Origin of the sequence: Tropicimonas sp. TH_r6 (assembly GCF_033101155.1) — a bacterium.
Lineage (GTDB): Bacteria > Pseudomonadota > Alphaproteobacteria > Rhodobacterales > Rhodobacteraceae > Tropicimonas.
Map to the genome: position 1 here is coordinate 1 of NZ_JAWMPX010000040.1, position 21,602 is coordinate 21,602.

Here is a 21,602-nt window from a genome sequence, read left to right on the forward strand (position 1 = left end):
CTCCCTTTAGCAAGCCTTTGTTTCCCTTCAGTTTTCGCCAATGCGAGCTGGAGCGTAGACCATGCTAGAGTTATGCTGCCGTTTTCAGCCATTTGCTTAGTATTTCCAGTGGGTAACCTGAGCCGTAGCTCTGTCCGACGCCCTCCGTCTGCCAGCCACCAATCTGGTCCACGATGTCAGCTGGGCACTCAACTGCCCGCAGTCTGTCCCGCATCGAGTGACGGAAACTATGCATGGTGCAGCTTTCTGGCCCGTATTGCTTGATCCATTTGTTCAGCGCTGCGCTGGCTGAGTTCGCATTTGTGGTTTCAGTCTTGTTATAGCGAGGGAAGGCGAATTTGCTTCCGGTCTCCGTCTGCAAGACCCGCTTTGCTGCCCATAGAGCCGATCCGACCAACGGAACCTTGCGGCTGCTGCTCGCGGTCTTGAGGCGTCGCCATGAATGTTCCTGCACGACCAAATGCGGAACAGGATCATCAAGTTTTAAATCGTCTCTCAGCAAACCTGCGGCCTCGGCAAGGCGCATTCCAGTGTCCGCGACCAAAGCCACCAGCCATCGTAGTTCATCATCGAGGTTACGGCATTCGCTCTGAAGCTTGCGGATGGTGTCCAGCGGTAGCGGCGCTCTTTCCTCGACGCCTGCCTTGCGGTCGAAATACACCTTCCCGAATGGGTTGTTCATGTCGATGCCAGTCTCGCTTGCCGCGAAGTTGATGATAGAGCGAATAGTTCCGAAGATCCGCGTGATGCTGCTGCCTGCAAGCTTCCGCTCGATCAAGTTGTCGCGAAAGGCGTTGGCGTCCTTCTTGGTGTAGGCGGTGATGTCCTTATCGCCACAGATGTCGATCACATAGCCACAGGACCGTTCAGCCGCACGGTGGAAGGTGACGGGGCGACCACTTCCTTTGAGGCGCAGGTAGATGCCGACAGCTTCGGAGAGGGTGACTGTGTTTTGCTTAGCCCCCGCCGGAAGTGTTGATAGACTCAAAGTGGATTGGCTCTGACAACGCAGGCGGTGCTTTCCGGGAAGGTCAACATCCTGAACACGGAGGTGATACCAGTGTTCATCGAGTTGCAGCGCCGCTCTCGTTGCCCTGGTGTTGGCTACGACAGCCGACTTGGTCCTCAGCGAGTAGCTGATCCTGTCGGTGTCATAGTGGTGGGAAAGGTCGCTCGGGACACGACGTGAGAAATAGAAGATCCCTTGCTTCACAAATGTGAAGGCGGCAGTTTTGGTCTCTAGCATGGTCTACGCTCCAGCTCGCATTGGCGAAAACTGAAGGGAAACAAAGGCTTGCTAAAGGGAGTGGTGCCCGGGGGCGGCATTGAAATCCCATATCTTGTGGTATCAGGCGCTCTCATAGGTTTCAGCACACCTTGAAATATCAGCCACTTATTTTGTCTAGCCTTGTCATTTCACTTCACCAGAACCCATTCCATACCATATGATGTGGGTGGATACAGGGGTGGGTGAGATGACCCGAGCATTGAACAGGCTGAGCGCGGCAAAGGTCAGGCAAGCGCCCGCTGGGAAATTCGCCGATGGTGGCGGACTCTGGCTGCACAAGCGCTCTGATGGCGGCGCGCAATGGTTCCTTAGGGTCACGGTTCACGGGCGGCGCCGGGAAATGGGACTGGGGTCCGCTCAGGAGGTGTCGCTCAAGGAAGCTCGGGCGGACGCCGAGAAATGGCGGGGCATGGCGCGACGGGGTGTTGATCCGATCAAGGAGAGGCAACGCCAAGCTCGCGTGGCCGCGCGGAACATGCACCTACTCCGGGATATCGCGACTGATGCGTTCGAAGCGCGGAAAGCAGAACTCAAGGGAGACGGAAAGGCCGGGCGGTGGTTTTCACCGCTGGAACTGCATGTCCTACCGAAGCTCGGAGGCGTTCCCGTTTCACAGATCGACCAGGTGGACATTCGCGACACGCTGAAACCCATCTGGCACACAAAGGCCGATACCGCGCGCAAGGCGCTCAACCGACTTGGTATCTGCCTGAAACACGCCGCGGCGCTGGGCCTCGACGTTGACCTTCAGGCGATGGAGAAAGCAAAAGCGCTGCTGGGCCGGAGCCGCCACACCGCGCAAAACATCCCGGCGATGGATTGGCGAGCGGTGCCAGACTTCTATGCGAGCCTTGAAGACCCCACCATCACCCATCTTGCCCTGCGCCTGCTGATCCTGACAGGGCTTCGATCCGCACCAATCCGATTTCTTCGAGAAGACCAAATCGACGGCAATGTGCTGACAGTTCCGGCGGAACTGATGAAAGGACGTCTGGGTGCCGTTTCGGACTTCCGCGTTCCGCTCTCGGGCGAGGCACTACGCGTGATCGGGTTGGCGCTGCCGCATGCGCGCGAGGGTTTCCTGTTCCCGAGCGCTCGCAAGGGCGTGATCTCTGACGCCACCATGAGCCGGCTCATGGAACGACGCGGCTTGACCGAGCGACCTCACGGCTTTCGTTCATCCCTTCGGACGTGGTTGGCAGAGGACACGGACGCAGCGCATGAGGTCGCCGAGACTATGCTCGGGCACGTTGTCGGCGGATCAGTCGAGCGGGCATACCGCCGGACCGACTATCTGGAGCAACGGCGCGTGTTGCTGGAACGCTGGGCCATCCATGTGAACGGAGCGAATGGTAAAACTGTGAGGTTAGCCAATGACCTCTGAATCCTCCATTTCAGATTATCGCGCCGCGACGTTGTGGCTTTGCGACCAAATTGAATCCATGGTCAAGGACGGCCAGCTTCAAATCTCGCAATGCAGTTTTGCGGAGTACGTCATGGGCATATCCGTTGGGCTCAAAAGCGGAACGGTCCGCAGTATATTGTGCTCGAAGGGACGGCCATTCATCTACGTTGAAGACGAGATTGCTCGCGAGCTGATTGAACTTGCAAAATCAGAACCAGAGCTCTTCGATCTCTGTAGTTCGATCTGCGCGAAGTCCCTTCTGGCAGGTGCCAATCTGTCGTCCCCCTTTGCTGACTTCGCCGGTAAAATTCTCAGCGGATCACAGGAACGGCCCAAAGTGCGTAACCGGCCCCGGAAACGGAACTGGGCAGAACAGTACTTCATCTTTTGTCTCGTTCAGACAGCCCATCATGAATTCGGCCTGACGACAACACGGAATGATGAAGGCGGCCAGACAAGCGCATGCGATGCCGTGGCCGAAAGCCTTACCGTTTGCGGACGAAAAACGCCCTACGGACGCGTGAAGGATTTGATGGTTGGCACCAGCTACAAGAACATCAGATCTGAGTTTGACGTGGCAGCGAGAGTACGAGGCCGCAAAGCTCGCTTAGAGGCGTCGAAAAACGCGGATGAAGCGAATCTAGATGAATTGGAGATTCGTTCCGCTCGCGAGGATCTGGAAGAAATTTTGAGCGTGCGTCAGGCGTGAGGGATAAGTTCCGGACTTATCCCACATGCAGTATGCTCCCTAGCGAAAGATAATCTCAGTCAAGCGCAAATGATTGCGCTCGGTACAGGAAAACCGAAAGGCTGAGCATGAATAAGAACTTCGCAGGCGGCCACGCGATGGTCGGAACCGGACCGAAGTATGAGGTTATTGGTAAACCGGCCGCTCTCAACACTGATCCTCTGCTGCGGGACGGTGAATGCGCAACAATGCTGAACTGCTCAAAGGCGACGTTCTGGCGCCGGGTCGCTGATGGCACGATCCCCAAGCCGCTGAAAATCGGCGGGATGTCTCGCTGGAAGCAGTCGGACATCAAGGCGGTCATCGAGCGCGCCGCAACCGAGCGGGGTCAGTAATGCCTATCACGACATTCGACCGCGGGCAGATATCCTTTTTTGCGCTCCAGTCACTGCCCCGCGACTACGCTCGCTCCCTGGCTCTTGAAGCTCTCGGTGGCGCCGGTTATCCGCCGGTTCCCTTCCTGGATGTCGTCGACGACGCCCGCTGGTGGGCGTCCAACGCCAGCATCGAGGAACTTAAGGCTTACGGTTATCATTGTTTTCTCGCCATGCCGCCGGAGATCCAACGGGCCTTCCTTGACTGGGGGCACGGACAATGACCGAGCAAATGCCACATCGCAAGCAGCCTGACCCCACCGTAACAATCCAGTACCGTGATCGATACGGTCCGCCGTCGCCGCCGCTCGATGCGTACAGCGACGAGTTCGAAGGAGACTTCGAGCCCATCCGAGCGTCGGAGGCGTCAGGAAACACGGTCTCGCCTTTTCCATCGAGAACTGAAGGACCACGGCTGCTGGTGCGCGAGGTACCCACTGGCGAGGAGTATCCGATTGATGCCTTGGGGCCGCTCCGGTCCGCCGTCGTGGCCATTCAGGGCATGACCTTGGCTCCCGTTGCCATTCCCGCCGCCTCCGCCTTGTCCATCGCAGCGTTGGCGGTGCAGGGGCTCGTGGATGTCGAAACACTGAATGGCACCAAACCCACATCTCTGTATGTCCTGACTATCGCCAAGTCGGGAGAAAGGAAGTCGTCCTGCGACGCCCCCCTCATGGAGGCACTGCGTTTGTTTGAACGGCAACAGGCCAAGGCGTGGCGCAACGACAACGCCGCCGCGGGCGACGCACATGCGCTCTGGAAGGGCAAACGCGACAAGATCCTCTTGGAAGACAAAAATGGCGACAAGAACGATGCGAAGGTCGACCTGGCAGCGCTCGGTAAGGAGCCGGTGGCGCCGCCATCTCCGGAGCGGACCGTCTCCGAGCCGACCTTCGAGGGCCTGACGCGGAAGTACATCGAAGGAATGCCGGCGTTGGGTATCTTCTCCGACGAGGGCGGTCAGTTTCTTGGCGGCCACGCAATGAGCAAGGACAATCGGCAAAAGTCCCTCGCGGCTTTCAATGACCTGTGGCAGGGCAATGCCATTCGCCGCACGCGCGCAGGTGATGGCTCGGTGACCCTCTTTGCTCGCCGGCTTTCGATGCACTTGATGGTCCAGCCCGCTGTCGCCCGTGCATTCATGACCGATCCCTTGACCACTGATACCGGTTTCCTGCCTCGCTTTCTGATTTGCGAGCCAGCCAGCACGATTGGGACGCGTCTTCAGAAACACGTTCGAACAGACTCGGCATCCCTTGACGAATTCTCTGCCCGTTTGCGCGACATCCTCGACACGCCTCTTCCCATGGACCCGGAGGCACGGGAATTGGAACCGCGTCTGCTCCGCCTGTCACGCGATGCGCGCGCACTTCTTGCGGAATACTCGGATCGCGTAGAGGAGGCGCAAGCCCAGGAAGGCGCCTTTGCACATATTACGGGCTATGCTAGCAAGGCTGCGGAGCAGGCAGCTCGGATCGCCGGTGTGCTGACGGCTTGGCGTGACCTCAACGCGCCCGAGGTGACCGGTGACACGATGGCCGATGCGATCATGCTCAGCCAGTTCTACTTGAACGAAGCCAGCAGGCTGGCAGAATCCGCTGAGACTTCCGTCGGAATCAAGAAGGCCGAAAGCCTTCGAGAGTGGCTCATGGCTAGCTGGTCCAATACCGATATCACCTTCCGCGAAATCCTGCAGCGTGCTCCTGCGCGTGGCCTGCGGGAGAGCCCCGCAGCGAAAGACGCCATCAAGATCCTCGTCGAGCACGGCTGGCTTGTGCAGTTGCCTCCGGGGACGGAGGTGCGCGGCGCACGCCGGCAAGAGGCCTATCGAATCGTGAGGTCGTAGGATGAAGTTTGACGCCCATGCTTTCCTGGAGCGGCGCCGGGCGGAGGCCAGTTACGGTGCTACACGTGCTACACGTGCTACAGATGCTACAAACACAAAAGTGAGCCCTCGCGATGTGGCACATGTAGCACGTGTAGCATGTAGCACTCCCTCACAGAGTGGGGATTATGATCCGCCCGGTTCGGCTGCCCGAACCAACGCGAATACTTCCCCGCTGTCGCCCGGCACCACTGATCGCACCACACGGATCTCGGCTCCTGACAATCACCTGGAAAAGCCGCCGGTCACCGGAAGGGAGACGACCTGGACTGGTCGTGTCGTTTCAATCGACGAATGGCGCAACATGTCCGATTGGGACCGGCACGGACCGAAGGGGAAGGTCTGGTGCGGCAAGCGCTCGGACTGGGTCGAACAGTGAATTCTCCCAGCCATACGAAGATCGGCACAAGCCGCTCGACGGCTTGGCCCTCACCTGCGGTACATGAAACGGCCGCTAGAAAGGGAGAGACCCAATGCCACTGAACCAGCGCCAGAAAGCATTCGTAAATGGCTACCTCGTCAGTGGGAATGCGACCAAGGCTGCTGTCGAGGCGGGATACAGCGCGAAGACGGCTCGATCCCAAGGTCAGCGTTTGTTGACAAATGTTGACATCAGCCGGGCCATAGCAAAGCGGCAGGAAAAGGCCGCTGAGCAGGCCGATATCACGAGAGAGCGGGCTCTGGAGGAACTCGCTAAAATCGGTTTCCTTGACATTCGAAAGTTGTTCTCACCGACCGGACAACTCGTTCCGCTCCACGATTTGGAAGACGACCCAGCCGGAGCCATCGCATCGGTCGAGGTCGTGACAAAGACCCTGCCGACAGCGAGAGGCGAGCCGCCAGAGGTCGAATACGTCCACAGGATCAAGCTCTCGGACAAACGCGCCGCGCTTGTCGACATCGCGAAGATGCAAGGATGGTTCGCAGAGCCGGGAAACCCAACTGACAGTCTGTCTGACGCTTTTTCAGCAATTGCGCGCGCCATCTGTGGCAACGCCGAGTCCATGCCGATCGCAACGCAGCAAGATTGCGAACTTCAGCGATGAAGGGCCAAAGTATCAAATCGCTTTGGGCCGGGTTTATGGGAACCCGATGGCACCGCATGGGGCCACAAAACATCCATACGCCGTCAAAAGAGAGTAGGTCTCCGGTATTTGATAACATAATGGGACACATACCTCCGAAATCGGACTAAATGGCATCAATTGTATGAGACATATGGCGCTTATGTGTCGATATACGACATCAAATAACGATGCCATAATCGCCTCATGAAGTTCAGGAGGCTACAATGACCATTAATCCCACAACCTTAAAGTTGCTTCGAAATAATCAAGATCTCTCTCAAGAGGTACTTGCCAAACGCAGCACGGTCAGCCAGCGGCAGATCAATCGCATCGAAAGCGGAAAGACCAAGAAGCCCAACCGGCATACCGTCGAGCGCCTCGCGAATGCGCTCGATGTAGCGCCAGACCTCCTCGGCAAACAACTCAGCGATCTCAGCGACGTCGATTGGAAAAGAAGCGGGTTCACAACTCAGAAGGTTCGACTCAACGAAGAAGTGTCCCGAAACTATCGGATAGTAGCGCACCACTATGGGGTAACTTTTCACGACCTGGTCGACGCCACACCGTGGTTGTTCACACTCGTCGCAGAAATGAGTCTGGCTGAACGCCGGCGGCGTCTGGAAGCGTCGGACGAAGCCTTTGAAGCAGCTTTCGAAACGCTTCCAACCCATTGGCCGACGGTGATCAACGATCAAGACTACTACACCGCATGTGACGCTGAAGAGCGATCGATTCGTATGCGGGACATCTTCGGAGAGTTGGAAGGGGTGGGCAATGAAAATCCCTTCGTCGAGTTCTTGCGCGAAAACGCTCGAACCCTTCGGTCGGAAGGAATTCCGTCCGACGATCTCACGGCGCAATATGGACCACATTTGCCACGCTGGACGTTGTTCAGAGGTTGGTTGGAAAAGTTGGCATTGGGCGGCGCCAGCGAGGAGCCTCCAGTGGCAAGCAAGGTTGAGTGTCTCGATATGCCTAAGGAAGCCAGGGACAACCCCGCGGAACGAACTGCATGGATAGCCAACAAGATCCTACCGGCAATCGGCGAGCGCCCCCTGAAGCGGGCATGGGAAACGTCGCTTGATGATTTGGCCGCGCCGCTTGAAGGCAAAGTTCCGGGAGAAGGCGCATGACTTCCCTCACTCTTTCCCGGCACGCCGAGGCGCGAATGCGCCAACGCGGCCTCCGCGACGACGATCTCTCGCTCGTGTTGGAAGTCGCAAGCGCGGTCACTTCGAATGCTTTCATCCTAACGGACAAGGACGTCACAAACGAGATCCGTCGTCTCAAACGCCGCATTCAACGTGTCGAGCGGCTTCGAGGCACCAAAGTCGTCGTCGCTGAAGACACCGTCGTGACGGCGTATCACTCGAACCCAAGAGATCAGCGCCGCACCTTGCGGCTAGGGAGGGACTCAAAATGAACGCGCCAGCTACCCCTCCTTTGATTACTGTCAAGCTTCGCGAGGCAACGGTCGCCCTCCTCTGGGCTCAGCGCAATGACGACGGGGAAACGCTTGATGCTGTGGTCGCACGGCTTGCCCGTATCGCAAGTTCAGTTGCAGCCACGTTTCCAGGGCTAGGACAAACCGTGCGATCCGTAGCGGCCCAACCTCGGCGCAGCCGCGACAGCGGCGAAAAATATGCCCACGTCATGCTTGGTGAAACTTTCCATGCCGGAACGCTCGGCGAGATGCTCGCCAAGGTGATCGACACGCTGGTTGCGCTCGATCCTGCAACTGTCGAGCGATTAGCGGCAATGCGATCGCGCAAGCGCGCTTTCGTCGCCAAGGACTGTAAGGCGATCTATCTGGGGCGACCTGATCTGCCAACTCTTGAGACTTCTTCTGGTTGGTGGATCAGCTCCAATATTGGGGTGGCTGACATCGAGCGCACGCTTCGCGCGGCGTGCAAGGCATCAGGATTGCGCTACGGGCGCGATATCGCCTTCTTGGGCGGCATGGGTTCCGGCATTCGGAACTTCTGACCTCTCGCAGTCAATGTTGAATCACGCGTATTTCATGAACTTGCGAACCAGCTCCTTGTTCCAGGTCTTAGCCTGAAGCGGCTTCACTCCGGCCTCGTTCAGATGATCAGCAACATCGGCAAAGGTCATCTCTTCGATGGGAAGCGTTCCGATTGCACTGCGGATCGCCTCCTTGCGTTCCGGCTTCGTAGCGCGGAATGCGGTCCAGGCGCCTTCCCAAGTGCGGAAATGCGCGACCGGGTCGAAAGGTTTCCCGTCGATCATCACCGGATCAGGCGAAAGGGCCATGTAAGAAATGGCCACAGCATCGAGATACTCCCAAAGCGCAGGATGTCGGCGCCAGCCGAAGCCTTGCGCGAAATCTACAAGGACCAGGTCGGCACCCACTTTGCGCGCGGCCTTGATGGCCGAGTCAACGGATGCGGCTCCAACCGCAGTGCCCCTGTCCGGCGCAAGTTCAAGAATAGCGCGCTCGGCGACGAGTTCGGCATTTTCCTCTTTGACCCAGCGCCACACACGCTCGCGTTGGTAGCGTACGGTTCGGCTCGATGCGGCTGCCTCCGCAACATTCTCCGGCAATGAGGTGAAGTCTGCAAACGGGACCGGAAGCGTCCAGTAAAAGCCGACATAGCGCTGCATCTTGCGATCGTCCTCCCCCGCGGAAAATTCCGACAAAGTGCCCGCGTCGGGCATTCCCATGCAATCTTTCCTGTATACTATCCAATGGAGACCGACATGAAACCCCGCACAGATCTTCCCGTTCCTGCTGAACTACTTGCCCCGGTAGCCGATGCGGTGCTCCAGATGGGCGTACTCCTGCGGTCGGAGTTTTACCGCCCCTGCGGCCCGCGAGGTCGGCACGGCGAGGCGTTGATCGACCGGGAGATCGCACGTCTTCTGAAAGGACGACTTCTGGCGCTTTACCAATGCGGTTGGCACGACGAAGAACTGCCGCGAGAACCGGCGGTGGGACCCGACAGCTGGGTGGTCGATCCGCAGGACGGCACCCGTGCGTTTCTCAAGGGCCTTCGTGGCTCCGCCATTTCCGTAGCGCTGGTCCGTGACGGCATGCCGGTCCTCGGTGTGGTCTATGCACCGACCGCGCCCGACGACCACGGAGATTTCTTCGCATGGGCCGAAAACCTGCCCCCCACACGCAATGGCGAAATCCTGCATCCGATCGCCGAGGCTCCACCCTTCGCGCTCAAACCGGGTGCCGATAGCTGGAACCTTTGGCCACTCGCTCGGCCAGACCACGGCGACCTGGGAGCAAGCCGGGTGATCGCCTACAACGACCAGGCGGGCGATTTTGCACGCGCCAACCACGCCCGGATATCCCCGGCCCGGTTTCTTGCAGTCCCGAGCATCGCATATAGGCTCGCGCTGGCCGCGGCCGGCGATGTCGATGCTGGCGTAAGCCTGACCTCCGGACTCGACCCCTATGATATCGCCGGCGGTCACGCGATCTTGCGTGGAGTGGGAGGCGAGCTTCTTCAGCTTGATGGCAAGTCGATCAAGCACGGACCTCACATGCGCTTCCGAGGCTGCATTGGCGGTCGGCCTGGCACGGTGGCCGAACTCGTACGGCGCGAATTGGACGCACCCACAAAGCGTGAACCACGCCATCCCGCCCAGCCCGCGCGACGTACTCCATCCGCGTTGATGCTTTCCGGTGCGCAGGGGACACTTCTGGGCCAGCTTGCGGGCGACGCGCTGGGATCGGCTGTCGAGTTTCAGACCGCAAAAAAAATACGGTCGCGCTATCCCGACGGTGTGCGTGACCTCGTTGATGGCGGTCATTGGAACACTCTCGCTGGCCAGCCCACTGATGACAGCGAGATGGCGTTGGCGCTTGCGCGCTGTCTCGTGACGGAGACAAACTTCGATATCAATGCGATCGGGCGGGCCTACATCGCCTGGGGCGAGAGCGCTCCATTTGACATTGGAAGCACGACGGCAGCGGGTCTCGCCGCACTTGGTGGCCGCGGTCAGCCAAGGACTGATAGCGAGTCGAACGGCGCTCTTATGCGCGTGAGCCCCATAGGGGTATTTGCTGCCGGACGGCCGGACGATGCGGCGCAATTCGCTGCAAAAGATGCGGGCCTGACGCACCCAAACTCGGTCTGTATCGCCGCGTCTTCGGCCTTCGCTGCGGCAATATCGGCAGGTGTGGCCGGAGCGGATTCAGGCGCCATGATATCGGTTGCCGTGGCAATGGCGGGGCATGGCGAAGGTGCGGCGACTGTCCGCAAGACCATTCTGCGTTCGATGGATGCCCCTCCCGAGCGCTGCGACGGTTGGGATCAGGGCCATGTGCTCATCGCATTGGCGAACGCCTTTCATCGACTTCACCGCCGACAGAACTTCGAAGATGCACTTGTCGACACCGTAGCGGCGGGTGGGGACACTGATACGAACGCGGCAATTGCCGGGGCCCTTCTGGGCGCGGCACAAGGGCGCCAATCAGTGCCCCTGCGCTGGAGGCACTCGGTACTCTCCTGCCGGGCTGTGGACGCGCGAGAAGTTTGTCACCCGCGCCCAAAGGACTTCTGGCCCGATGATGCTCTCGATCTCGCCGAAGCTCTCCTCAATGCGATGGAAACCTGAGAGTGTTTGAAATCCCCTTCGAGCGTTGGCGCTATTTCTTGACTTGGGCGGTAGCCAACTTGGGCGCCACATCCAGCCATTCCAACGCTACGCGGACAACGTTCAGGGGTGCGCGGACAAGATCCGGCTGGGTTGCTGAGCGTCTGATTTGACATCTCAGGCGGAAGCGCCTGGGTCAACTGATTTGGCTTCGGTGACCGGCACATCGATGGGCCAAACCTCTGGGCGAAGCCGTTCCGCCCAAGTTGCGCAAATCTCGACGAGTTTCTCAAAGTCGGTCTTGGGCATTCGAGGAGTTCCTACATCGGGTTGCGCCAACGGCGCCGTGGCAAGATTGTTCGCCATGAATGACTTCCCTACCACGACACCCATATCGGCGAGTCGATACCGCTCCCCTGCCGGTTGCGGATCTCGAAGTTCAACGCGGTGAGCCGCCGTGCTTGGCTTTCGGGCGCATCTTCGACATCGAAGCGCTGGGTGCCTTTTGAAGCGCAGGTCCAAGCTCCGAGACCCTGGTCGAGATGGATTTTCGCTGTCCGCCCATCGGCCCATTCCAGCACGAAACGGCGAGGATGGGGGCAATCGCGTTTGTCGAGAATCCGCATCTCAGCACCACCGAGAACCGCCTTCATCACCTGCAGGCGAAGGCGATCCTCTGTCCAGTTATCCTCGATGTCGTGGTTCTGCCAGCGGCCGCCGCGGTCAAGCCGGGAGGACAATATCTGGATCTTCGTTGTATCGATCCGATCCGGCATATTGCGAAGGACCTCTTGCAGGAGCTTCACGGGTAGCGGGCCACGCAGGTAGCGGTCGGAATAAACGACACTCTTCAGGGGGACATCCCGAAAGATTTGTGGCCGCATTTCGCGGATCGTCTTCCAGAAGGCGTGTCCGAATTGGCCAACTTTGCCGTCAAGGCGCCGACCGACGTCAGCGTGAACCGAATTACCTTCTTTGAACACTGCCAACTTCTCTGCCGATAGCGGCTTTCCCACATCCATCGCTGGATCCGGGCCGAGGATAACCGGAGCTTCCTCCGGTGCGCCCCAGCCAGCATCCGGCAGAGCGGCGTTTTCGGTGAGCGCCGCAACGGCATGTGCCTGTCCGTCGTACTGGCAATGGCAAAGGATCGTGTGTCCCGATTTTGTCGGCAGTTTTTCCACAGCGTGCAACTTCGCACCGCATTCAGCCAGAAAGCGCACCAGGTCCACCTTTTCGGCCGCTTCCATCTGGACCAACAGATTCCGAGGAAGAACGACCCGAGCCACATGCGCCTCGTCACGGCGAGGTAGTGAAACGGCGAGATCCCGAAGATCCCAGAATTGTGGCTCTCCGTGCAGATAGATCGTCAACTCCGAAACCTGTCCGCCTCTTAGCCGCTGTCCCAACCAACTTGGCAAGGGCTGTTGCAACGCTCGGCTTTCCGGACCAAACACCTGAAGCGTACCAGGCAGGATCAGTCGCTCGCGTATGGACGAAAGCGCCTCGTATGCGCCGTGTCTGTCCATGATCGACTGATCATGCTGTGTGTCACCTCGAAGCACACACTCGGGGCAACCCGAGGCGCAGTTTGCCGGGCAATTCAAGATATCTGCTGCCTGTTTCACAAGGTCTGGCAGCCGATCCAGTGCAAGCGGGGAAAAACCGGCGCCACCCGACGCCTTGTCGAACAGGAAGACGGACATGGCCCGGTTTCCGTCTTCCAGTAAGCCAGGGGCACAGGCCACCCCCATATCTTCAGCCTCGATGCCGAGCGACTTGGCAAGCGCCTCGCGCAGTGCTGCAGCGATCGCCATTGCCTTCGCGCGTCCTTCGACGGTCGTCTGAACCTCCCGGATCTGCCATTCGAAGACATCTGTAGTGATGGCATTTCCAAGCACGACATTGCGGCGAACCTTGCGGGAAGTATCGTCGTTGGCCGGACAACGGCCGTCATGGCGAGGGTTGTCGCGAACCGGTTGCAAAGGGAAATGCAACTGCATGGATTTCGATAGCGGCGTCTCGTTTGCCGGACCGCTTTCCTGTTCGGAACGGCCGCAGGCAAGGCAGATTGCGTAACCGTGGCCTGCACCTCCTGAAGCTGTGAAGACGACTTCGCCCTGCCGGGATGCGCGGACCCGTCCGACGGAGGGATCAGGTAGAGTAGTCCATTGGGCCGAGCCGCTCGAGACGCGCGGTCGGTCAGGGGGGACAAAGCTGATCTGCTCATAGCCCGCATGAGGTTGCGATTTCCCCAGAAAACCGGATGGGCGCAGCAATTCCACCTGTCGCACTGGATCACCGCATTCTGGGCAGGTTTCCACCGGGCCGCGCGACAGACCGAAGGCCGCGCAACTCTTGCAATTCCAATAGGTGCGCAGATCGTCGATGCTGTCGGGATCGGCACGGTTGCTCCACGCCGGGAGGATGCCGTCGCATTTATGGACCAAACCGTCGATCACGACTTCAGAACCTGGGGCATAGTCACGGATCGCGATATCGAGTTGACGGGACGGTCCGGAACCTACGCCGCCGCCGACGTGATCGAAGGACACGACATCAACCGGGTAACCGTAGGCGGGAGTGAAGCCACGCCGCGCCAGTTCCGTCATCAGGAACTCTCGCCGCATCCGACGCGCCCGGTTGGCATAGAAGGCCCTGGTCGGATCCTTCTCCGGCGCTGCGCGCCAACCTTCAACCAATTGCTCATACTCTGCTCGCCAACGGCGCCGAAGCTCGTCGAAGGCTGTCGCCGTCGTTGCGGCGAGGCCGGGTTTGCCTTCCAGCACCGTGCCTCGCACAATCAGCGCAATGGCTTCTCGGATTTCACGGGAAGTCGCCCACCCTTTGTCCAACTCGTCGAGAAACTGGTCGGCAAGGGCCCCCTCTGTCCAGATACTCTGAGGGTCGTCGGTTGCTTTGAATTCGACGGTACCGAAGAAGCTTCCAATCTGTGTTGTAACCTTTACGCCCCCTTCCCGACGCAGAAACATACTCAGGAGCAACGCATTGACATGGCGTGCAACCATGACGGGGCTGTCGAGTCGGACCGCCGGCGCCGGGATCTCGGCGCGCAGCAGTGCCTCGGGCTGCCGGAAAATCTGCCAGTCGAGCGGCTTATCCTTGCAAAAAGTGAAGGACAACGCCCATGGCTCACCCCGTCGGCCGGCGCGTCCGACCCGTTGGCGATAGTTCGATGGCGCTGGCGGAACGTTGGTGTTCACCACGGTGCCGACATTCGGGATGTCGACCCCCATTTCCATCGTCGTGGAACATGTCAGAACGTTGATCCGACCGGCACGAAACGCGTCCTCATATCCCTTCAGGCTGGCGCGATCAATCTGCGCGGAATGCTCCTGCGCGCGTAGGAAAGGTGCAAAGGTAGCTGCATTGTTGTGCCAGTTGGTCCAATGGCCAGCGGCCCCTAGGGCGGCGACATTCGGGTTGTTCTGTAACCAGGTCTGGACTTCATCGCGTTCGTTCTGCGTGAGGCCGGTCGGACTGGAAACAGGTAGACGTGGAAATGATACAGCTGCCATGGGATCGGTTGTCCGCGGGTCGTTCGGAGTGAGCCCGCCAACGGAGTATGGTAGCAGCCGATGCGTTACCGGGCATTGCCAAGCGGTTTCGAGGCCAATGAGGGCGGATTTCTCGAAATCGAGCTGCCAGCAGCCCGCATCCGCCTTGCGAAGTATCCCTGATTGCCGGAACAGGGTCCAAAGTTGGTCAAGCACCGACTGGCATCGTTCCCTGTCCGTCGCCGAGTCCTTGGAACCACCGATCAGCCGGTAGACCAATTCGACCAATCGTGCATTTGATAGGGCGCTGTACCATCGATGCGTCTTGCGGCTCGCCGCCGTTGCGTCGAATTCCAACCCCGGCTCAGCCACCTGGGTGCTGGCCTGCCGTGGGCTGATCCAATGCGCAAGATCGACTGGTGTCCTTTCGAGCCACACAGCGAGGCGGCCGCGAAACCCGAAATCCACTGTCGCGAGCCCCAAAGCCTGCCAGATCGTCGCGTCGTGCCCGGCCTCTGCAAGAGGCGCGGGCACTGGAGCGCTTCCAATCCGTCGCTCCAGTTCCGGCCAGGCAAGCCGCGCCAGTCCCATTGTCTCGACGTTGTTCTGGAGTTTCGGCCGACGGAATACCTCCCGCAGCAATAGAAACCGGGCCAGCTTCACCGGGTCCTTGGCAAGCTCCATCCCGCCGTGGTCGTGGCTCGCCTTGCGCCCGAGCCAAACATCGCCGGCGAAATTCCTCAACTCCGGGTTATTGGCGAGCAGGTCGACCATTTCAGACCAGCTGACAAATGCGAGCCCACCTTCCGCCTTTGCGAGTTTTTCCTTGAGGTCCGCGACAACGCTTTCCATTCCGAGCATTCCCGCGAGTGTTCCGATTTGAGTCCGAAGCTGTGCCGCTTCGGCGGGATCACCAGCCCCCCTCGCCTGTACCGCATGCCAGATCCCAGCGCGTATCAGGTTACGTTCGGCTTCCTGTTGCAGTTTGGCAGCGAAACGCGCCGTGCCTTGGCGGCTATCGGTGAAAGAAAGCAGGCGCCGTCCGCCGAATGGTGCCTGTCCCTCAATGTCCTCCGGTCGCGGGATGGCCTCCAGTAGCTGCGGGATGGCGTTGCCGAGCAGGAACGGCGCGCCGAAGCGCTGGACGGAAACCCGATTGCGTTCATAGTGCGCTTGGGCGCAGCAATTGCGATCCTCTGTGTTGGTCAACAGGAGCTCAGTATGGCCCGGCTCCTCTGTCGCCACGTCGCGGATAACTGCATCGCTGTGACGAATCTGCACGCTCGGCCGGCCATCACAATCTGGTCCAAGCAACCTAAGTTCACCTGACAGCGATGCAGGCGACTCATCATCGGGTTCCACGTCGAGGCGGAAATCATCTTCTTCCGTGTCGTGGGCGTCCTGGATGAGACGCCGTTCCGCCCCGGGTATTTCGTGCGCCATCAGCCAGGGCGTCCCGCATTCGTTGCAGGCGCCGATCTCAAATACCGGAGCTCCGCAGGGGGAAGGACACCGATCGATCTGAGCGAGGTGGATCTGTCCGAAGGGCCAGTCGCTGTCATCGTCAGAAAGCTCGGGAGCGCGACAGGGACAATCAGGATCGACACAGGCCCACAGACCAGCCTGCGAGCGTTGAAATGCGTTCAGCCGCCACGGCGCCAGCGGCAAGGCCCCTGGCGCTGGCCGTGCCTGCGCCATCGCATCGAGGATCACTTGTGCCGATGCGTCAGCATTTGGTCTCGTAAGGTCTGGCGCCAGAATCTCGGAGAGTTCTGAGAGGCGCGCGCCGCCATTGCGGATTTCGCTCCGCGTCTTTCGGACCCGAGGATGAGCCGCAAGTTCGGCCCAGAGATCTGCTGGACTGTGTTCCATCAAGGCGTGGGAATCGATGCTACTATCTGCCCCCACGGGCGGCAGCGTGATGGGTTCCTCGCGCCCCATGATGATTTCCACCTGAGTTTCGGAGACACCGCCCAGCGCCGCTACAAACCGGCGCAACGCCTCGACGGTTTCCACCCCCTCCCCGATCGTAGCGGAAGTGGCCACGAGACGCACAGCTTCGGGTTTCACCCCAAAAGCTTGCCGGACACGGCGCAGCAAGAGCGCCATCTCGGCCGCTTGCGCTCCAACATAGGTATGCGCTTCGTCAAGAACGATCCACCGAAGCTGGCCTTGAGACTGTTCAAGGATATCGCGATCTTGCGCCCGGGTCAGCATGTACTCCAGCATGGTCACGTTGGTGACCAATAGGTTGGCTGGGGTCCGCCGAAGCGTCCTGCGGTCTCGAATCTCGGCCGGTGCCGGTCTGGCGCGAGGAGATGGCGTCTCCGGCGTATCACCGTTGTAGAGAGCGTAGGAAATCCGCCCGTCGAAAGGAGCGCTCCATGCGGCAAGTCGCTCGCGTTGCGATTCTATCAGCGCGTTGAGTGGATAGAGAATCAACCCGCGCACGCCGTATCGCGCTCCCGTTTCTGCAGCATTCAGCAGGTCGTTCAGCATCGGGACCATGAAACACTCGGTCTTGCCCGAACCTGTGCCGCTTGTGACCATGTAGCTCTTACCGGCCTTGGCCTGCTTCCATGCCTCCAGCTGATGCCAATAGGGGTGACGGTCAAGTGGGATTGCTTGGTCTCCGGCAAGAGCCAATGCGTCCACGAGATCAGCGCGCAATAGATCGCCAGAGAGATCCTCCATACGAGGCTCGGCAGCCTGCCAGATTCGGGATGCCTCGTAGATCGGTGGTGCAATCAAGCTGTCGGGCGAGCCTGGTTCCGCCGCCAGGCGACGCAAGAGCATCTTGCGGGCCGCTTCAGAGCGAATATGACCGCGGCCAACGATCGCAGAGGCTGCGCGGGCAGAAATCTCGGACAGTGTCCTGCCGTATCCGGACGTCTTCATGATGTGGTCATTTCCGTTGCTGGATGTATGCGAGTGCCGCAGGCATTGCGGTCTCAAAGTAGTCTGGATCGTGCAAGCGATAGTGTAGCAACGCTATTGCAATCTCGGTTTCGGGCGGCTTAGGTTGCAACGAAAGAACGTATTCGGCCGCTAGCAAGGGTGCGTCGAGCAGTCCGCGCATCGGCTCGTAGAAAGCCTCGAAGGCTGCGGGCGCCCATTCCGAGCGTAAGTAAAAAACCTGCTGGCTCGCCTCGTGTCGAGAGATCGCCCGTCGCGCCGCGTCGACAAGAACTTTTTCCGGATTGGCCAGTCCAAAAGGGACGGCGACCAGTTCGACCAGTGGCGCGAGAAGATTGGCCTCCATTGCGGCAAAGAAAACCTGCCCGGAAATCTCTGGCCGTCGGTCAAGGATGTCGCGCAGTCGCTGAACCAATGCCTGCGAGGCGAATGCACCTGCGTCGGTTTCACTAATTCCAGCCATGGTCATGCGCGCCATCAGATCGCTTCTGTGTTGGGCAATCGCGGTCCTCCAGGCAGACAATGGCAGTGTGGTCCAGGACAAACGGCTGGCGCTTTCGAGTTCGAGCCGCGAGGCGAAGTATTCGGGACTGGCCCGAAGAAGGAGCATTGCGGCGAGCGATGGAGCTCCATTCAAGGCAACCACCGAGTCAAGGCTGGCAAGAGCCTCGCCCTCGGCGAGTTCATCGATCTGCATCTCGTAAAGGCACAGGTCACCGGAGTTCAGCGGATCACAGAGATCCTGCAGGATCGAAGTGAAACCGGCGACCCGATCGTCTCGTCGTCCAGGCCGGCCCGCTTCGACAAAACGCTGCGAGAAATGGGGGGCCAAGACCGGATCGTTTACGCTCATCTGGAGCGGTCGTGGAGGGCGGATAAGGCCACCAGAATCCCGCGCGAAAACCAACCACGGACCGGAGTGATTTGGTAAGCTCGGATCTATCTCGTCGCCGGGGCGTAGGTTATCGATCTCGCAGCTTAGCCCCGGCGCAACAAGATTGACGACATGAGCATTCAATCCATCGGGATCGACATCTGCGTCGCCGGATAGAATCGTCAGCGCCGTACCGCTCCAAGCACCTTCGCGAAGATGCCGACGGAGTTTGATCCGGCGGCTTTGCGATGCACCCGCCAGAACCCGTAGCCGCAGCTCGCTGTCCGGCCCGCCGATTGCCATCAATACCCGGAAGAGGGGAAGATAGGTGCTCAATGAGAGCTCGTTTTGCACCCTTAGCGTGATCGGCTGCTGGGGAGAGCAATCTCCGACGAGACGGATCTGCAACTCTCCTCGCTCATCAGGGGGGATGATCATGCGCCAACCGGACAGCATTCCCAGGTCGAGCTCAATGTCATCCAGCAGGATGCGATCCCCGGCGTCCATGAAATAGCCCTGCCTTCCGGGGCGCGGCAACGTTGCGTCGAAAGGCCGTCCTGTACCGCTTGGCGGGCGGATATGGAGCGGGATCCGACCAAGGTTCGCGGCGGTCTCCCCGAGCCGGAGCGCCAGAGTGCCATTCGGTCCAACCAGACCCGAAACCTTGCCAGCCAGTGTGACTGACGTTCCGACTGGAAGGCCAGACGCCTGAAAGAAAAGTTGCCCATCTTGCTGTGCGTTGAGCGCAACTGCAGCTCTTTCCGGCAAAAGCAAGAGAGAAAGGAATGCTCGCGATGCGCCGCTTTCGTCTCGCCAGCCGAATTGGTGAACGCCCATCGCGGAGGACGCATCGGGCAAACCCGTTGTCCAGTTGCGTCGCCCGGCCGGTCGCCAGCAGAGCGCCACACCTGTGAGGTTGCGCCCAGTGCCCTCGGCGTTCTGCGAGAAAAACGCCGGAAGCCCGCGATGTATTTCCATGCCCTGGCTATCGCGAAGCCCCGGCAGCGTTGGGCCATGCGCGACGATACGGTCGGCGCTGTCTTCTTCGGCGCTGGTGGTGACGGCAAGACTCCAACCATCGCCAAATACACGGCCTTGACCGCTGACGCGCCAAAGCCTGGCCTCTCCAATTACGCCGTCGGGCTGAGCGTCTAGCCCATCGAACAGGGGTTCCTCGCCACCAGCCAAGACCCAGAGATAGGGAGACCGGCTGCGTTGCGCGCTGGCTCCGATCTTGCGAAGCGTGCCGCCGATACCGTCGTCACCAGTCTCTTCCGCGGCCCAAATTGTGGGTATGTCGTCGGGATCGATCGGCTCCCCACCGAGCGGCAGGTGAAGGCCGAGGTTGCGCCCTTCCGCTACCATCCGAAATGCGACCGGTCGGTCGAGGGGCATGGTAAAGACAGCCTTGCGGCCAGCGCTCTCCCTACGAATGTCCCATAGTCGGGCGGTCTCATCTTTTGCCGCGGTAAGCACCAAGCCAGGCGCGTTTTGACCCAAGGCTGTGTCTGGCATCAACCGAAGCGCTCGGAGACCAGGTTCGGTCAACCCGAGCAACCAGTCAGGCACTTCCGCGGTTTGTGCAATAGTGACTTTGGAAACCCAATCATCATTAACTCGGACAAGTAAGCGGCCCGCCAGTTCCTGCTGACCTCCCCGCATTTCGGCAGTTACCGCATCTCGCAGCAGGCTCTGAGATGCCTCGGATTCAATCCGTAACGGAAGACCGAGCTTCCAGGTCGGGCGATTTTCGTCGAGCCAGGCATGGCGGGCCTCGGAGGGGACCGATTTGGGCACTGCACCGCGAAGCTCGAGAAGCTCCAGACAGAAATCGAGCAGCAGGCCGCGGAACTCTGCTGTCCTGAATCCCAGGGGGAGGATAGCTGCGCGATGAGCCGCCAGCTGTTTCAATAACTCGCGCGGAGCACTCATGCCCACCTTGTCGATATCCGCCATGAGGCCTCGGACAAGACGGCGGTATTTGCCTGTGCTGTCGGCAAGGAGAGCCTCTGGCAAACCGCCTTCGGCCGCCAATGTCTTCAGGTAGTAGTGCGTTCCTTGATCGTTTTGTCTCAAGCTGCGCCCGAACCAAACGAGGCCCGCGCGAGTAAGGTAATAGAGCTCCGACAGATCGGTCTCCATCTTGATTGATTGCGTCAAGAACTCCCACTTGTATTGGCCACCGTCATAGCCAAATCGGAATGCTTCGGCCGCCCAGAGAACGAAGGGAGGCGCATTTTCGATCAGGCGCCGATGCCGCACAGCCTCACACAGGTGGTCACACAGTAAGTTGTGATCCGCTCGGCTGAGGCGATAGGAATGGAGTGGGGCTCCGGGGGCAAGGCTTAGACTGATCCGGCTGAAAATCCTGCGCGTTCCCGCGGATGTCTGCGGAGGAAACGGGGTCTCAGGCGCGGCGGTAAAACTCGTTGACCCGAGACCGGACATGTTCCTCTCCCTTTCAATTTTCAGGCCACCTCGGCTGGGCGTCTTTTTTGGTGGCAGAGAATTGAAAATAGCTATGTCTTTGGGGTTTCACTGTGGAGCCAAACCTATCTGAACCACCATGTACTAAACTGTCACAGCAGCGGCGTTAACTCGGCAGGTAGGAGATCTGAGATCTCTCGTCCCAATTCTATTGTGATGCGATGATTGCGATGTGGTTGGCCGGTTGGGAAAGACGCCGGCACATTGCAAGCCTGCAGAATTCTCCTAAAGGAGCCATCAAACCCGCCCGAGGCTCCTCCTTCGGAGGATGCGTTTCACAAAGAACATCGTGGATATCGGGAGACAAACCGTGGCGTTGTGGCCCTGTTAGGATGCAACGTTATGAGATCAAAGGCTTGCATGGGGCTAACACGTCCGATCTAACCTTGGATCAAAATACACTGCGGGAGTTCGCAGTATTTCTACGGCAGGTGCCCGATCTGCGAGCAATGACTGCCAACAAGACGA

15 protein-coding genes are annotated in these 21,602 nt (G+C 59.5%); 10 read left to right on the forward strand and 5 right to left on the reverse strand.

The annotated features are described in order from the left end of the window. Positions 1-70: 70 nt before the first annotated feature. The gene (locus tag R3X27_RS23350; protein WP_317711318.1) at positions 71-1,246 is read right to left on the reverse strand and encodes a DUF6538 domain-containing protein; all 1,176 of its coding nucleotides are present in this window, start codon (positions 1,244-1,246) and stop codon (positions 71-73) included. A 229-nt stretch (positions 1,247-1,475) separates the two neighbouring features. Here R3X27_RS23350 and R3X27_RS23355 point away from each other — a divergent pair, with 229 nt between their 5' ends. The 9 genes from R3X27_RS23355 to R3X27_RS23395 all read left to right on the forward strand — a co-directional run bounded on the left by R3X27_RS23355 (position 1,476) and on the right by R3X27_RS23395 (position 8,753). Then, positions 1,476-2,672 carry a tyrosine-type recombinase/integrase gene (locus R3X27_RS23355; RefSeq protein WP_317711319.1) on the forward strand — a complete coding sequence of 399 codons (1,197 nt, stop codon included), beginning with the start codon at positions 1,476-1,478 and terminating at the stop codon, positions 2,670-2,672. Further along, positions 2,662-3,402 carry a hypothetical protein gene (locus R3X27_RS23360; RefSeq protein WP_317711320.1) on the forward strand — a complete coding sequence of 247 codons (741 nt, stop codon included), beginning with the start codon at positions 2,662-2,664 and terminating at the stop codon, positions 3,400-3,402. The genes R3X27_RS23355 and R3X27_RS23360 overlap by 11 nt, the downstream gene beginning before the upstream one ends. 107 nt (positions 3,403-3,509) lie before the next feature. Continuing rightward, entirely contained in the window at positions 3,510-3,776 is a 267-nt protein-coding gene (locus tag R3X27_RS23365) for a helix-turn-helix transcriptional regulator (protein WP_317711321.1), read from the forward strand. Further along, a complete protein-coding gene (locus R3X27_RS23370) occupies positions 3,776-4,039 on the forward strand; it encodes a hypothetical protein (RefSeq protein ID WP_317711322.1) in 264 nt (87 codons plus the stop codon). Before R3X27_RS23365 ends, R3X27_RS23370 begins: the two co-directional genes overlap by 1 nt. Continuing rightward, complete coding sequence (locus tag R3X27_RS23375; protein WP_317711323.1) at positions 4,036-5,661, forward strand: YfjI family protein; 1,626 nt, start codon at positions 4,036-4,038, stop codon at positions 5,659-5,661. The genes R3X27_RS23370 and R3X27_RS23375 overlap by 4 nt, the downstream gene beginning before the upstream one ends. A 512-nt stretch (positions 5,662-6,173) precedes the next feature. Continuing rightward, positions 6,174-6,746: a terminase small subunit gene (locus R3X27_RS23380; RefSeq protein ID WP_317711324.1), complete on the forward strand. Its 573-nt coding sequence runs from the start codon at positions 6,174-6,176 to the stop codon at positions 6,744-6,746. A gap of 245 nt (positions 6,747-6,991) precedes the next feature. Beyond that, entirely contained in the window at positions 6,992-7,900 is a 909-nt protein-coding gene (locus tag R3X27_RS23385; protein ID WP_317711325.1) for a helix-turn-helix transcriptional regulator, read from the forward strand. Then, a complete protein-coding gene (locus R3X27_RS23390) occupies positions 7,897-8,190 on the forward strand; it encodes a hypothetical protein (RefSeq protein WP_317711326.1) in 294 nt (97 codons plus the stop codon). Before R3X27_RS23385 ends, R3X27_RS23390 begins: the two co-directional genes overlap by 4 nt. After that, positions 8,187-8,753, forward strand: coding sequence for a hypothetical protein (locus R3X27_RS23395; RefSeq protein WP_317711327.1), 567 nt, complete (start codon positions 8,187-8,189; stop codon positions 8,751-8,753). Before R3X27_RS23390 ends, R3X27_RS23395 begins: the two co-directional genes overlap by 4 nt. A 21-nt stretch (positions 8,754-8,774) precedes the next feature. Here the strand turns inward: R3X27_RS23395 and R3X27_RS23400 are convergent, their stop codons facing one another. After that, positions 8,775-9,452, reverse strand: a complete 678-nt coding sequence (locus R3X27_RS23400) for a hypothetical protein (RefSeq protein ID WP_317711328.1) — start codon at positions 9,450-9,452, stop codon at positions 8,775-8,777. A 36-nt stretch (positions 9,453-9,488) separates the two neighbouring features. Here R3X27_RS23400 and R3X27_RS23405 point away from each other — a divergent pair, with 36 nt between their 5' ends. Next, on the forward strand, positions 9,489-11,360 hold the full coding sequence (locus tag R3X27_RS23405; protein ID WP_317711329.1) for an inositol monophosphatase family protein: 1,872 nt from the start codon (positions 9,489-9,491) through the stop codon (positions 11,358-11,360). 156 nt (positions 11,361-11,516) lie between these two features. Here R3X27_RS23405 and R3X27_RS23410 read toward each other — a convergent pair whose 3' ends face one another. The 3 genes from R3X27_RS23410 to R3X27_RS23420 form a co-directional block, all read right to left on the reverse strand. Next, on the reverse strand, positions 11,517-11,648 hold the full coding sequence (locus R3X27_RS23410; protein WP_317711330.1) for a hypothetical protein: 132 nt from the start codon (positions 11,646-11,648) through the stop codon (positions 11,517-11,519). Between the two features lie 68 nt (positions 11,649-11,716). Continuing rightward, positions 11,717-17,755 (reverse strand): DEAD/DEAH box helicase, encoded by a 6,039-nt coding sequence (locus tag R3X27_RS23415; RefSeq protein ID WP_317711331.1) that lies wholly within the window; start codon positions 17,753-17,755, stop codon positions 11,717-11,719. 7 nt (positions 17,756-17,762) lie between these two features. After that, positions 17,763-21,095, reverse strand: a complete 3,333-nt coding sequence (locus R3X27_RS23420; protein WP_317711332.1) for an STY4851/ECs_5259 family protein — start codon at positions 21,093-21,095, stop codon at positions 17,763-17,765. Positions 21,096-21,602 lie beyond the last annotated feature (507 nt).

Bases quoted from the DNA above. Each gene is read 5' to 3' on its own strand.
- R3X27_RS23365 (WP_317711321.1), top strand. From the start codon at position 3,510: ATGAATAAGAACTTCGCAGGCGGCCACGCGATGGTCGGAACCGGACCG.
- R3X27_RS23415 (WP_317711331.1), bottom strand. From the start codon at position 17,755: ATGAAGACGTCCGGATACGGCAGGACACTGTCCGAGATTTCTGCCCGC.
- R3X27_RS23395 (WP_317711327.1), top strand. From the start codon at position 8,187: ATGAACGCGCCAGCTACCCCTCCTTTGATTACTGTCAAGCTTCGCGAG.
- R3X27_RS23350 (WP_317711318.1), bottom strand. From the start codon at position 1,246: ATGCTAGAGACCAAAACTGCCGCCTTCACATTTGTGAAGCAAGGGATC.
- R3X27_RS23405 (WP_317711329.1), top strand. From the start codon at position 9,489: ATGAAACCCCGCACAGATCTTCCCGTTCCTGCTGAACTACTTGCCCCG.
- R3X27_RS23380 (WP_317711324.1), top strand. From the start codon at position 6,174: ATGCCACTGAACCAGCGCCAGAAAGCATTCGTAAATGGCTACCTCGTC.
- R3X27_RS23390 (WP_317711326.1), top strand. From the start codon at position 7,897: ATGACTTCCCTCACTCTTTCCCGGCACGCCGAGGCGCGAATGCGCCAA.
- R3X27_RS23375 (WP_317711323.1), top strand. From the start codon at position 4,036: ATGACCGAGCAAATGCCACATCGCAAGCAGCCTGACCCCACCGTAACA.
- R3X27_RS23420 (WP_317711332.1), bottom strand. From the start codon at position 21,095: ATGTCCGGTCTCGGGTCAACGAGTTTTACCGCCGCGCCTGAGACCCCG.
- R3X27_RS23385 (WP_317711325.1), top strand. From the start codon at position 6,992: ATGACCATTAATCCCACAACCTTAAAGTTGCTTCGAAATAATCAAGAT.
- R3X27_RS23410 (WP_317711330.1), bottom strand. From the start codon at position 11,648: ATGCCCAAGACCGACTTTGAGAAACTCGTCGAGATTTGCGCAACTTGG.
- R3X27_RS23400 (WP_317711328.1), bottom strand. From the start codon at position 9,452: ATGGGAATGCCCGACGCGGGCACTTTGTCGGAATTTTCCGCGGGGGAG.
- R3X27_RS23360 (WP_317711320.1), top strand. From the start codon at position 2,662: ATGACCTCTGAATCCTCCATTTCAGATTATCGCGCCGCGACGTTGTGG.
- R3X27_RS23370 (WP_317711322.1), top strand. From the start codon at position 3,776: ATGCCTATCACGACATTCGACCGCGGGCAGATATCCTTTTTTGCGCTC.
- R3X27_RS23355 (WP_317711319.1), top strand. From the start codon at position 1,476: ATGACCCGAGCATTGAACAGGCTGAGCGCGGCAAAGGTCAGGCAAGCG.